At 61.0% G+C, this 12082-nt stretch carries 11 protein-coding genes; 4 read left to right on the forward strand and 7 right to left on the reverse strand.

Features of this window, described 5'->3' with window-relative positions; translation table 11 throughout:
* Positions 1–31 precede the first annotated feature (31 nt).
* The 6 genes from tyrS to JONANDRAFT_RS05940 all read right to left on the reverse strand — a co-directional run bounded on the left by tyrS (position 32) and on the right by JONANDRAFT_RS05940 (position 6509).
* Positions 32–1315, reverse strand: coding sequence for a tyrosine--tRNA ligase (gene tyrS, locus JONANDRAFT_RS05915; RefSeq protein ID WP_008523164.1), 1284 nt, complete (start codon positions 1313–1315; stop codon positions 32–34).
* A gap of 17 nt (positions 1316–1332) precedes the next feature.
* Positions 1333–3195, reverse strand: coding sequence for an MBL fold metallo-hydrolase (locus JONANDRAFT_RS05920; protein WP_008523165.1), 1863 nt, complete (start codon positions 3193–3195; stop codon positions 1333–1335).
* Between the two features lie 17 nt (positions 3196–3212).
* The gene (locus tag JONANDRAFT_RS05925; RefSeq protein ID WP_008523166.1) at positions 3213–4691 is read right to left on the reverse strand and encodes a sensor histidine kinase; all 1479 of its coding nucleotides are present in this window, start codon (positions 4689–4691) and stop codon (positions 3213–3215) included.
* Positions 4688–5326 carry a response regulator transcription factor gene (locus tag JONANDRAFT_RS05930; RefSeq protein ID WP_008521650.1) on the reverse strand — a complete coding sequence of 213 codons (639 nt, stop codon included), beginning with the start codon at positions 5324–5326 and terminating at the stop codon, positions 4688–4690. Before JONANDRAFT_RS05930 ends, JONANDRAFT_RS05925 begins: the two co-directional genes overlap by 4 nt.
* A gap of 75 nt (positions 5327–5401) precedes the next feature.
* Positions 5402–5983, reverse strand: a complete 582-nt coding sequence (locus JONANDRAFT_RS05935; RefSeq protein WP_008521651.1) for a hydrolase — start codon at positions 5981–5983, stop codon at positions 5402–5404.
* Entirely contained in the window at positions 5967–6509 is a 543-nt protein-coding gene (locus tag JONANDRAFT_RS05940; RefSeq protein WP_008521653.1) for a deoxycytidylate deaminase, read from the reverse strand. Before JONANDRAFT_RS05940 ends, JONANDRAFT_RS05935 begins: the two co-directional genes overlap by 17 nt.
* Positions 6510–6655: 146 nt before the next feature.
* Between JONANDRAFT_RS05940 and JONANDRAFT_RS05945 the strand changes: the two genes are divergently transcribed.
* The 3 genes from JONANDRAFT_RS05945 (at position 6656) to JONANDRAFT_RS05955 (ending at position 8571) form a co-directional block, all read left to right on the forward strand.
* Positions 6656–7414: an MFS transporter gene (locus JONANDRAFT_RS05945; protein ID WP_233417394.1), complete on the forward strand. Its 759-nt coding sequence runs from the start codon at positions 6656–6658 to the stop codon at positions 7412–7414.
* The gene (locus JONANDRAFT_RS05950; protein ID WP_008521655.1) at positions 7401–7718 is read left to right on the forward strand and encodes a GIY-YIG nuclease family protein; all 318 of its coding nucleotides are present in this window, start codon (positions 7401–7403) and stop codon (positions 7716–7718) included. The genes JONANDRAFT_RS05945 and JONANDRAFT_RS05950 overlap by 14 nt, the downstream gene beginning before the upstream one ends.
* Before the next feature lie 139 nt (positions 7719–7857).
* Positions 7858–8571 carry a Crp/Fnr family transcriptional regulator gene (locus tag JONANDRAFT_RS05955; protein ID WP_008523168.1) on the forward strand — a complete coding sequence of 238 codons (714 nt, stop codon included), beginning with the start codon at positions 7858–7860 and terminating at the stop codon, positions 8569–8571.
* 63 nt (positions 8572–8634) lie between these two features.
* Here JONANDRAFT_RS05955 and JONANDRAFT_RS05960 read toward each other — a convergent pair whose 3' ends face one another.
* The gene (locus tag JONANDRAFT_RS05960) at positions 8635–9828 is read right to left on the reverse strand and encodes a pyridoxal phosphate-dependent aminotransferase (RefSeq protein WP_008523169.1); all 1194 of its coding nucleotides are present in this window, start codon (positions 9826–9828) and stop codon (positions 8635–8637) included.
* Between the two features lie 315 nt (positions 9829–10143).
* Between JONANDRAFT_RS05960 and metG the strand changes: the two genes are divergently transcribed.
* Entirely contained in the window at positions 10144–12072 is a 1929-nt protein-coding gene (metG, locus tag JONANDRAFT_RS05965) for a methionine--tRNA ligase (RefSeq protein WP_008521659.1), read from the forward strand.
* The last annotated feature ends 10 nt before the right edge of the window (positions 12073–12082 follow it).

Raw genomic sequence — 12082 nt, forward strand, 5'->3', positions numbered from 1 at the left:
GCGTCGCCTCCCAGGCGTCAGTCCGGCGCTGTTAACTCCGCTCAGGCCGTCTCAGGGTGAAGTATTTTTTCTTGCCCAGCCGGACTAAGGCGTGTTCGCCGTCCAGCAGGTCGCTCTCGGTCAGCTCCCGATCGCTGGTCTCGACCCGATCGCCGTTCAGGTAAAGTCCGCCGCCGGACGTCAGTCGCTTGACCTCACCTTTACTGGCGCAGGCGCCGCTAGCCACCAACGCCTCGGCCAGCTGGCACGGCAGGGACGCGATCGAACCGCCTTCTGTCTCCGACGCGATGATCGAAAGCATCGGCCCGGTCAGCTCGTCGTGAGCGACTTGCCCGCCGAACAGGATCTCGCTGGCCCGCTGCGCCGCTTTTGCGGCTTCTTCGCCGTGAATAATCGAGGTAATTTCCAGAGCCAGCCGCCGCTGGGCCGCCCGCCGTCCCGGGGTCGCTTGGTGCTCGGCGACAATCTGGTCGATCTCCTCCAACGGGAGGAACGTGAAAAGCTTCAGCAGTTTCTCGACCGCGTCGTCCTCGGAGTTCATCCAGAACTGGTAGAACTTGTACGGGCTCGTCTTTTCCGGCGAGAGCCACACCGCGCCCCCTTCCGTTTTGCCGAACTTGGTGCCGGAAGAGTTGAGAAGCAGCGGGTTCGTCGCCGCGTAGGCCGTTTCGCCGTCCCACTTGCGGATCAGCTCAATGCCGCTGACCAGATTGCCCTGTTGGTCGTTGCCTCCCATCTGAAGCCTGCAGCCGAAGGTCTTGAACAGGTGCCAGAAGTCATAGGCCTGAAGCAGGGTGTAGGTGAACTCGGTGTAGGACAGGGTCTTGTTTGGATCTTCAATCCGGCTCCTGACGTGTTCCTTTCGGATCATGTAGTTGACCGAGAAGAACTTGCCCACGTCCCGCAAGAAGTCGATCAGGTTGAGTTTCCCCAGCCAGTCATAGTTGTTGACCAGCAGGGCGGACGCGCTGCCGCAGTCAAAGTCAACCAACCGGGACAGCTGGACTTTTATGCCCTCGACGTTGCGCCGAACCTGCTCGTCGCTCAGCAGGTTCCGTTCTTTGCTTTTCATCGACGGGTCGCCGATCATCCCTGTGCCGCCGCCGGCCAGAAGAATTGGCCGGTGCCCCAGTTTCTGAAGCCACGCAAGTCCCATCAGCGGGATCAGATGCCCGACGTGGAGGCTGTCAGCCGTTGGGTCAAATCCTACGTACGCGGTTACCTGTCCCTTTTCAAAAAGGGCGTTCAAGCCCTCTTCGTCGCTGCACCAGTCCACATAGCCGCGTTCCCGCAGTGTTTTGAGTGCGTCGTTCATCTGTGCCCTCCTAAAAACTAGTCGTCAGTGGCGCTTTCCGCGCCGCTCGGTTCCTCGCTTTTTTCGTTCCGTCCCGCGGCGGACATTTTTTGTTCCGCCGTTTCAAGAAGAGTAGCCGCTGCGGTCACAAGAGTCAAGACGTCGTCAGGCATTCCGCCGTCAAGATGGTCGTACAGGTTTGTCAGCCGATCGCTGAGCCGCTCAAGGGCCCGCGTGCTTTGACGGGCCTGCGAACGCTGTTTTCTCGCCGAGCGGGGCGCATGTTTTTCGTCCGCCGCCTGACGGGACGCCCTTTCTTCCGCCCGACCTGACGGTTTTTCCTGCTCCGCCACGGTCGGTTCGCCCGAAGCTTTCTTTTTGTTCGGAAGAGCCGGTTCTTTTTGAGCGACGGGCTCGTCTTCCCGGGCCTCTTCCTCTTCAGGTTCGATGACCTGACGGATCACGTCTCCGGCGGCCTTCGAGTCGCGCTGCGCCTGAGAAACGGTCTTGCCGTGTTGGCGGGGCTCCAGTTCAATTTCTAAATCGACGTCCGCCACTTGGGCCGAAAAGCCCCGGCCTTCGAGGGCTTCCTGCAGGGAATTAGCCGCCTTCGGTTCGCCGTGGACGACGAAGAACTGGGGCATGGAGAGACGGAAATGCTCCGCCCAGAGGATAAGATCCGTTCGATCGGCGTGGGCCGAGAAGCCGCCGATCGTATGAATCTGCGCCTTGACTGCCACTTCTTCTCCTGCTAGGCGAATGGTCTTGGCGCCGTCAACAATTCTCCGACCTGCGGTTCCCCTGGCCTGATATCCCACAAAGACCACGTGGTTGTTCGGATTCCATATGCCGTTTTTGAGGTGGTGGACGATCCGCCCGCCGTTGACCATGCCGCTGCCGGCCATGACAACGCCGTATGACTTGGTGTTGATCTTCTGCGAGTCCTCCACCGTGGACACGAACTCGACCGTGTCCAGGAACGGGTTCTTCCCGCTCCGGCGGTACATTTGAATCTCTTGGGACATCATGTCCAAGTGATTCTGGTACACTTCGGTCGCCTTAACGCCCAGCGGCGAGTCGAAATAAACCGGCAGATCAGTGCCGATGCCCTGATCCCTCAGCAAGGCCAGCTCGTACATGATCCGCTGAGCCCGGTCGACCACGAAGGTTGGAATGTAAATCTTGGCCTTATGGGCCAGCAGGTCGGCCATCAGCTCCTGAAATTCCTTGCGTGTTTCCTCGTTCGTCTTGTGGTCCCGATCGCCGTACGTGGACTCGATGAGCACGTAATCGGCCTCGTTAATCTCCGCCGGCGCCCGTTCCATAACAGTTTTCGCCGGCCCGAGGTCGCCGCTGAACACGACCTTGACGTTCCGGTCCCCTTCTGCCAGAAAAACTTCCAGAATGGAACTGCCGATGATGTGACCGGCGTCCCGGAACCGAACCGAAAGTCCAGGCACCACGTCGTACCGGTCGTCATAGCTGATAGGGTACAAATACTTCAGGGCGTTATCGATGTCGGTCTGGTCGTACAGCGGCTCGACGGCCGGAAGCCCTTTGCGGAGGTTCTTCCTGCTCCGCCAAGCCGCGTCCTCTTTCATCAAGTTTGCTGAATCGGCCCAGAGGAGCTCGACCAGTTCGGCGGTTGGCAGCGTGCAGTAGACTTTTCCCTTAAACCCAGAACGCACCAGCAGAGGGATACGGCCCGAGTGATCGATATGAGCGTGAGTCAGCAGCAGGGCGTCAATCGACGTGGGGTCAAACGACAGGGGGTCGTAGTTGGCCTCCTCGTTTTCACCCTGATGCATTCCAAAGTCCACCAGAACGCGGTGACCGCCCACCTCAATCAGGTAACACGAGCCGGTGACTTCCTGCGTCGCTCCGAGGAATTTCAGTCTCATCTTGCCACCTCCCAAAATCACTCTCCAAGTTGCAATGGGACTCCTGCGCCAGTTTCTCCTTCGTAGCAGGAAACGATACGCCCGGTTTCGGAAAGGATCTGAGGCCTCGTTTCGGCTCCGCCGTCCGAATCGGGAATGAAAAACGTCAGAGTGGTCGAGCGCCCCGGGACGGAGCGGATGATCATCTCGCCGTTGACGAGCCGGATTCGGTCTCTCATGTTCAGAAGTCCCCGATGGCCGGAAGCCCGCAGAGACTCCAAGTCAGCCGGAACGGCGAACCCCTTGCCGTTGTCCTCGACGATCATTCGGGTTCTCCGGTCCCCCGGCCGGTCCACTCTCACGTCAATCTGGTCAGCGCCGCCGTGCTTGACCGCGTTGCTGACCGCCTCCTGCAGAATGCGGAAGAACGTGAGGACCCCTTCGGGCTGCAGCTTTTCGTCGTGCACCACCACGCGGATAGTCACGCCCAGATACCTGGACAGCCGTTCGGCCAGCTCGTTCAGCGCGTGTTCCAGCCCCAAGTCGAGCCACGGCGGCGTCAGGTGGTTGCACATTTCTCGAAGCTCCTTGACCGTGTCGAAGGCTATTTCCTCGGCCACTTTAAGGTGCTCGCTTCGATTCGGTTCGTCCATCTGGGCCAGACGGATCCTCTGGCCCAAGGCTGTGACGGCCTGAACCGGGCCGTCGTGAATCTCCCGAGCAATGCTTTCCTTTTCGTCCTCCTGAACGCGCACCATGTCGCTGCTGTACCGTTTCCAGAGGGAAATGCGGTCGCAGGCTGACCGAGAAAGTCGGCACAGCACGTATCTCAGCTGGCTGATCTCGTAGACCGCCTGTTTGTCGGTCTCGCAGGCCACTTCGTCACCCCAGTTCAGCCGAGAGGCTTCCTCGGATATTTTCGACAGAGGCGCGATGACCCAGCGCCACAAGACGATGCCAGCGGCAAACAGAGCCGCCGCGAGGACGAATACCATGGAGATCATCAGGCGATTGGTGCGCAGCAGCGGACCGAGCAGGTCGTTCCAGCGAACGGCCGCGACGACGTAAAAGGTGTCGAGCATTCCCGGCCGGCCGGTCGGACACACGGCCACGGTGTACAGCTGCCCCGAGGCGTCGTGAACTTCCAAGGCTTTGTTGAGCAGAATGCTCCGGGTGAGCGACAAAACCGGCGGGTTGTTTTCCTGTGAAGAAACGACCACGTCGCCGCCTGAATCGAGCACGGCAACCCAGCCGGGCAGTTTAGACCCCCAGCTGAACAGGTTGAGCCGCTCCATCTGGAGCATGACTTTGTTGGCACGAAACGGGAGTATGCCGATGCCGTTGATCTTCGCGGCCGCGCTCTGGGCCACGTTGAGCACGTAGGACTCCATGACCCGCCCCATGGCCCGTTCGTGGGCTGACACGCTGAACAGCGTGACGCCCACGACGACGATCATCGGTATGACCAGCGATAAGACCAACACTAGGGGCAGGCTTCGCCTGACCCGAATCTTCAATCCAGCAGTTCCTCCAAGGTCATCAGGCCGTGTTTCAGCGCCAGAAGCATGGCTTCCGTCTTGTTGTGAGCTCCCAGCTTGTCATACACGGAAGCGAGGTGCGTCTGAACGGTCCGCTCGCTGATGTAAAGCTGGGCCGCCACTTCTTTGCTGGACAGGCCGCGGGCCGCGCACAGGAGCACTTCTCTCTCCCGAGGCGACAGGGCTTCGGTGAGCTCTTCCTGAGCGCCCACCACAGAGGCGACTTCGCTGTCCAGGAACAGGCTGCCGGTGGCGACGGTCTGGATGGCTTTCATCAGCGCGCCGGCTGACGTCGTCTTGAGCACAAAGCCCTTGGCTCCGGCCTTGAGCGACGCTAGAACGTACTGCTGGGAATCGTAAGAGGTGAGCATAATGGCCGCGACGGGCAGCTTGTTTTCCTTGATCCGTCGGGCAAGGGTAATGCCATCGGCGCCGGGCATGCGAATGTCCAACAGCGCCACGTCGGGCTTGAGCTCCTCAATGAGTTTCCACGCTTCGTCGCCGTCAGCCGCTTCGCCGACCAGCGCGACGTTCTCTTCACGCTCAAGGTACGCCTTCAGACCCTGCCGGGTCAGCGGATGGTCGTCAGCTAAGATCACACGAATTTTCGACATGTTCTATCTCCTCTCCAAAAAGAGTCCAATGTATATACCCGTCGTTTCAGCCGCCGTCGGCGCGAAACGGAACGGTCAGTTGGCCAGAGGCGTCAGGCCCAGTTGGCTTTGAACCGGACGAAGCGCCTCGATAACGCTCGTCATTAGCTCGTCAACCGGCTTCCCCATCCGCTCGGCGCCGGACGCGATGACGTCCCGGTTCACGCCGGCGGCAAACGCCTTGTCTTTCCACTTCTTCTTCACCGATTTAGCCGTCAGGTCGTCCAAGCTCCGGCTGGGACGGACCAACGCCGTGGCGATCACCAGCCCGGTCAGCTCGTCGATCGTGTAGAGCGTCCACTCCATGGGACTCGTCGGCTCGGTCGCCGAACAGATTCCCCACCCGTGGGACCGTATCGCGTGCCGGGTCGCCTCGTCGACGCCCTCGGCCTCAAGAATACGGTCCGACTCGGACGTGTGGCGCGCCGGGTCGCTCTGGGTCATCTCCCAGTCCAGATCGTGAAGCAGTCCGACGGTCCCCCAGAACTGGGGATCCTCGCCGGCTTGCTGAGCGAAAAACTTCATGCAAGCTTCGACCGCCAGAGCGTGGCTCAGGTGCATCGGCTCCGAGTTGTAGCGTTTGAGTAAATCCCATGCCCGTTCACGACTTATCGCCATTTTTATCCTGCCCCCTCAGGCCTTCCAGTTCATGCTCGGCAAAATACAGACAGCTCAAAATGTGGTCGTATTTCTCCTTCGGGAACTGTTCCGTCACGACGCCCGCCTGCTCGCGAAGCTGAACCCCCAGCTCGTCAGGATACCCTTGAAGGTACACGACCCGCCGGATTCCCGCGTTGATCAGCGCTTTGGAGCAGAACACGCAGGGCGAGTGAGTACAGTACAGCTCGCCGTCGTCGGTAACGACTCCCTGACTGGCCGCGAGGGCTATGGCGTTCATCTCCGCGTGAGACCCTCGACACAGCTCGTGCTTCTGCCCTGACGGTATGCCCAGCTGAGCGCGCAGACATCCGGTCTCGCTGCAGTGCGGCGTGCCCCTCGGCGCGCCGTTGTATCCGGTGCTGATGACCTGTCCGTGGCGGACGATGACCGCTCCCACGCGCCGGCGAAGGCACGTGCTGCGGGTCGCAGCGACCAGCGCCAGCATCATGAAATAGCTGTCCCAATCAGGGCGGTTCCAGTCCATAGTATTCCCCTCTCATAGTTGCTCATCATATCATTTTATCGCATGCCGGCGGTCGGATATTTTGCAGTAGCCGCCGTTCGGGCAAATTCACCAAAGTTCAGCCTCCCGACCTGTCTGGATAGGCTTTGTACCATGATACAATAAATTTGCAAAAAGGGCCGGCGCTGACCGGCGTGCGGATGGGGTTTCTCTCCGTTGGTCTCTGGTGGTTCGCCCTCACCCTGCCTTTTATGCGCTTCGTGGACGAACCGCCGGTCGCCTCGGCCGACGGGGGCCTGTCGGCCGCCCTGCGGGAGCTTCGGCAGACGTGGAACGAACTCAAGCAGTACCCGGAAGCCTTTCGCTTTCTCTTGGCCTTCTGGCTCTACAACGACGGCATCGGCACGATCGTCCGAATGGCCGCGCTGTTCGGAGCCGGGGTCGGCCTGTCGTCCGACTCGCTCGCGCTGGCGATGCTTCTCACCCAGTTCGTCGGCGTGCCGGCGGCTCTGGCGTTCGCCTTCTCCGCCGGCCGGTTCGGCGCCAAACGGCTTTTAACCGGCTCGCTCCTCTGGTACTTGGCCATCTGCTTGGCCGCGCCGTTCATCACCAAGAACTGGCACTTCTGGATGATGGCCGTAGCGGTCGGCTTAGTACAGGGAGGCTCCCAGAGCATCAGCCGGTCGCTTTTCGCCTCGATGATTCCGCCCGAACGGTCGGGCCTCTTCTTCGGCCTGTACAGCCTGTCGAGCAAGTTCGCCGGCATCGTGGGACCGATGCTCTGCGGCCTGACCGCTTCGATCACCGGCAAGCCTCACGCCGCCATCGCGGTTATCGGGCTGACGTTCGCCGGCGGGCTTATTATTCTCCGCTTTGTGGACGTCGAGCGCGGGCGACGAAGGATTCATTCCGATGAGCGGCGCTGACTGCTGGACCTACCTGCTTCGCTGCCGGGACGGTTCGCTTTACGCCGGCTGGACGGTTGACGTCCAAGCGCGGCTCAAGGTTCACAACAGCGGACGAGGCTCCCGGTACGTCAACTCCCGGCGGCCCGCCGTCCTCGCCGCCAGTTGGCGCTGGCCCGACAAAACGCTTGCCATGAGCGCCGAGGCGACCATCAAGCGGCTCAGTCGCGCCCAAAAGGAAGCGCTCATCACCGGAGAACTCCAGCTGCTCGCCTCGGGCGGCCACGTCGTCGTCGCGGCGGGGGACGTCCGGCCGAATCACTAAGGAAGCGCCTCATAACAGGTCAGCCGAAGCCCTAGGGGCTTCGGCTGTTTTTCAGAACGTCCGGACGACGCTCAGCTTTTTCCCCTTTGAAGTCCCAGTCTAGCGTGGTAGATTAGGAACGCCTAACAGAGGCAAACGAATGAGAGAAGGGGGCAAGGCCATGGGACAAACGCTTCGTCAGATTTGGGACGAGACGGCCTGCCGGCTTTTAGCCGAGCGGACGCCGCTTTTTGCCGGCTTCGACCCTCACGACCTGCCGCTGGCGCTCGCCTGCCTCGGCGCGAGCCAAAAGGAGTACGCCAAAGGGCAGACTATCATCAATCTGGGGGAACCGCTTCGTCTGGCCGGCGTCGCCCTGTCGGGAACTCTCCACCTCGAAACCTGTTCCCCCGACGGCGAGCGGCAGATCATCATTCCGCTGGAGCCCGGCGACCTGTACGGCGGCACCGAGGCATGCGCGGGACAGACCTGCGCGCCGTTCCGGGTCGTGAGCCTTCAGCCGTCCCGGGTGCTCCACATCGACCTTTCGAGCGTCGTCCACCCGACCGTTCCCGTCTGTCCCTACCGGGCAAAGGTGATGGAAAATCTCCTTCGCCTTCTGGCCGGCCAGAACCTTCAGCTTCAGCAAAAACTTGAAATGCTTTCGGCGAAAAGCCTGCGGGACAGACTCTTGGAATACCTGAAACGACAGAGCCAAAAGGCCGGCAGCCCGTCGTTCCTCATCCCGTTCTCCAGAGCTGAGCTGGCCGACTACTTAGGAGCCGATCGAAGCGCCCTGTCCCGGGAGCTGGGCCGCATGAAGTCCGACGGCCTGATCGACTTCTGCCGCAGCCGTTTCTGCCTCAAGATGTGACAAGCTGACAGAAAAAAGGCAGCCCCTCGAGGGCTGCCTTCATTTTTTAGGTCCGCTTCGACATCAACGCCGAGCGATAGACTCGACAAAGCCGCGAATCTTTTCTAAGCCGCGGACGATCGCGCTTTCCGACGCGGCAAACGACAGCCGAAAGAAGTTCTCCAGCCCGGGACCGAAGTCCCCGGCCGGGACGACTGCCACGCCGCAGCGTTCGAGCAAATCGGCGGCGAACCACTCACCGCTCAGCCCAGTCCCTTCTGTGCTGACGAGAGCGTAAAAGGCCCCCTGCGGCCGGACGAACGTCAGGCCAGAAATTTTTTGGAGGCCGCTCACGACCAGCTCGCGCCGCCGCGCAAAGCTCTGGAGCATCGCGCGCACCGCCGTTTCCGTCGCGGGATCGGCCAGCCCGCGGGCAAGCCCCTCTTGGACGAACGTGTTTCCCGACGCTGTCGTGTACTGGTGAACCTTCACCATCGAGCTGACCAGTTCCTTGGGCGCGCTGACGTAGCCCACCCGCCAGCCCGTCATGGCGTAGGTCTTTGAGAAGCCGTTGACCAACAGCGTCCGCTCCCTCATGCCCGGCAGACCAGCCATCGAGCAGAACGCGCTTCCGCCGTAGATCAGCCGGTTGTAAATCTCGTCGCTCAAGACCAACAGATTATGCCGCTCGGCCAGCCGAGCCAAGCCAGCGAGCAGCTCTTGAGGGAAAACCGCCCCGCTGGGATTGCACGGGTTATTCACCACGATCATCCTCGTCCGGACCGTGACGTGACGTGCCACCTCGTCCAAGTCGGGCTGAAAGCCGTTCTCCGGCCGGCATGGGACGAGGACGGGACGGGCGCCGCAGAGCCGGACGACGTTCTCATAGCTGATAAACGCGGGCGTGAGAATAATCACCTCGTCTCCCGGGCCGACGAACGCCCACAGGGCGTGATGGAGCGCCTCAGCCCCGCCGGTGGTAATCAAAATTTCTTCTTCCGGGTCGTATGACAGGCCGCTTGACGATTTCATCAGACCGGCCACGGCTTGGCGCAGTTCCAGCACGCCCCGGTTGGAACAGTAATGGGTTCGGTTGGCCAACAGGGCCTGACAGGTCCCGTCCTTAATCGGCTGGGGCGTGTCGAAATCCGGTTCGCCCACGCTGAACGAGATGACCGGCCGGCCCGCCCTTTCCATAGCCCGAGCCTTGTCGAGAACCGCCCGTATCCGGGAAGACCGGACGCCTTCCAGCCGGCCTGCCGGAGAAAAATCCGCCATGTTCACGCCTCCTGACGTCTCAAAACTTATCAAACCCGACCGCCCTGTTCGGCGGCCGGTGTTCGGGTGAGGATAACTTTACAACAAAACGCCCGAGTTTTCACCGGCTTTCAAAACTCCCGCCGGATCAAACCGAAAAACTTCGGCCTTCCGGCGCTCTGCGCTAAGAAAATGATCAGAAAATTAAAAAGAGGCCTGCAAATATGCCCTTTCGGGTCATCGAAGTGTTGAACGACTGCCGCTTCCGCGCTAGAATAACAAAATCACCCGGCGGCCGCGGGCTTCAGCGGCCCCCCTGGTTAGGAGGCAGAAGTCATGAGCAAAAGTTTTTACATCACCACGCCGATTTACTACGTCAACGATATCCCCCACATTGGACACGCCTACACCACCATCGCGGCCGACGTGATGGCCCGGTTCAAGCGAATGTCCGGGTATGACGTCTTCTTCCTTACCGGCACCGACGAGCACGGCCAGAAGGTCGCCCAAGCGGCAGCGGCCAAGGGAGTTGACCCGCAGAAGCTGACCGACGGCCTGTCGGAGAAGTTCCGCGAGCTGCTGCCCGTCATCGGGGCCAGCAACGACGATTTTATCCGGACAACCCAAGAGCGGCACATCAAGACCGTTCAGGCGATCTTCCAAAAGCTGCTGGCTCAGGGCGACATCTACAAGGGAACGTACAAGGGGCTGTACTGCGTGCCCTGCGAGGCGTACGTGCCAGAAAGCAGCGCCGGCGAGGGAAGAACCTGCCCGGACTGCGGCCGGCCTTTGATTGAAATGGAAGAAGAGAGCTACTTCCTCCGCACGTCCGCGTGGGCTGACAAGCTGCTGGCCTTTTACGAAGCCAACCCGAACGCCATCGGCCCGCAGCAGCGGTACAACGAGGTCGTCAGCTTCCTCCGCGGCGGCCTGAAAGACCAGTCGATCTCCCGCACGACGGTCAAGTGGGCGATCCCCGTCCCGGGCGACGAGCGGCATACCATCTACGTATGGTTCGACGCGCTGATCAACTACCTGACCGCCTGCGGCTACGGGACCGACCAGAAGAAAATGGACGCGTTCTGGCCTGAGGTCAATCACCTAGTCGGCAAGGATATCATTCGGTTCCACTGCATTATTTGGCCGATCATGCTGATGATGCTCGGCCTGACGCCGCCCAAGCAGGTCTTCTCCCACGGCTGGTGGACCGTCGAGGGCGAGAAGATGTCCAAGTCCAAGGGGAACGCGGTGAACCCTCACGAGATGATCGGCCGCTACGGCCGCGACGCGTTCCGGTATTTCCTCTTCCGCCAGATGCCCTTCGGGCTTGACGGCGACTTCTCTGAAGAGGCTCTGGCCAAGCAGATCAACAGCGATTTGGCCAACGACTTGGGCAACCTGCTGAGCCGCACCGTGACGATGGCGGTCAAGTATCAGGAGGGCGTCGTCGCCGCGCCGCAGAAGCGCGAGGCACTGGACGAAGAGGTGGCCGCGCTGGGGGCGAAGACGGCAGAAGAGTACCGCTCGCTGATGGATGGCTACGGGTTTGAAGACGCCTTGAAGGCCCTTTGGAGCCTGATTAGCCGCGCCAACAAATATATCGACGAGACGATGCCGTGGAAACTCTCCGGCCCGGAGAACGCCGAGCGGCTCAACCAAGTGCTTTACACCCTGTGCGAAGTCCTTCGGCTGTCTGCTCTGGGAGTTGCCCCGTTCATGCCCGAGTCGGCAAATCGAATCTGGGAGCAGCTGGGCCTCGCCGGCTCGCCCGAGTCGGTCGGCTGGGAGAGCTGGAAGTGGGGCGGCGTGGAAGAGTACCGCACTCACCGGGGCGACGCGCTGTTCCCGAGAATCGACATGGTTCAGTGGGCCAAGGACAAGGCGGCCAGAGACGCCGCCAAGCTCGGCCCGACCGATCGGGAGCCTGAGATCTCGATCGACGACTTCTCCAAGATCGAACTGCGTGTAGCCCAGATCGTTTCGGTCGAACCGATTCAGCGGGCGAAGAAGCTCTACAAGCTCACGATTGACTTGGGCTTTGAAAAGCGCGTCATCGCGTCCAGCATCAAGGAGTTTTACACGCCCGAGCAGCTGACCGGACGGCGGATCATCGTGGTAGCCAACCTCAAGCCGGCGGTCATGTGCGGCGTGGAAAGCAAAGGCATGCTTTTAGCCGCGTCGGTCCGCACGCCTGACGGCAAAAAGGAGACCCTCTCGCTTCTGGCTCCTGTGGAGGATATTCCTCTGGGAACCCGGGTTCACTGACCGTTTCAGG

This window comes from Jonquetella anthropi DSM 22815 (genome assembly GCF_000237805.1).
GTDB lineage: Bacteria > Synergistota > Synergistia > Synergistales > Dethiosulfovibrionaceae > Jonquetella > Jonquetella anthropi.

Excerpts from the sequence above, each read along its gene's own strand:
- tyrS (WP_008523164.1), bottom strand. The coding sequence starts at position 1,315 with ATGAACGACGCACTCAAAACACTGCGGGAACGCGGCTATGTGGACTGG.
- JONANDRAFT_RS05920 (WP_008523165.1), bottom strand. The coding sequence starts at position 3,195 with ATGAGACTGAAATTCCTCGGAGCGACGCAGGAAGTCACCGGCTCGTGT.
- JONANDRAFT_RS05930 (WP_008521650.1), bottom strand. The coding sequence starts at position 5,326 with ATGTCGAAAATTCGTGTGATCTTAGCTGACGACCATCCGCTGACCCGG.
- JONANDRAFT_RS05935 (WP_008521651.1), bottom strand. The coding sequence starts at position 5,983 with ATGGCGATAAGTCGTGAACGGGCATGGGATTTACTCAAACGCTACAAC.
- JONANDRAFT_RS05940 (WP_008521653.1), bottom strand. The coding sequence starts at position 6,509 with ATGGACTGGAACCGCCCTGATTGGGACAGCTATTTCATGATGCTGGCG.
- JONANDRAFT_RS05950 (WP_008521655.1), top strand. The coding sequence starts at position 7,401 with ATGAGCGGCGCTGACTGCTGGACCTACCTGCTTCGCTGCCGGGACGGT.
- JONANDRAFT_RS05955 (WP_008523168.1), top strand. The coding sequence starts at position 7,858 with ATGAGAGAAGGGGGCAAGGCCATGGGACAAACGCTTCGTCAGATTTGG.
- JONANDRAFT_RS05960 (WP_008523169.1), bottom strand. The coding sequence starts at position 9,828 with ATGGCGGATTTTTCTCCGGCAGGCCGGCTGGAAGGCGTCCGGTCTTCC.
- metG (WP_008521659.1), top strand. The coding sequence starts at position 10,144 with ATGAGCAAAAGTTTTTACATCACCACGCCGATTTACTACGTCAACGAT.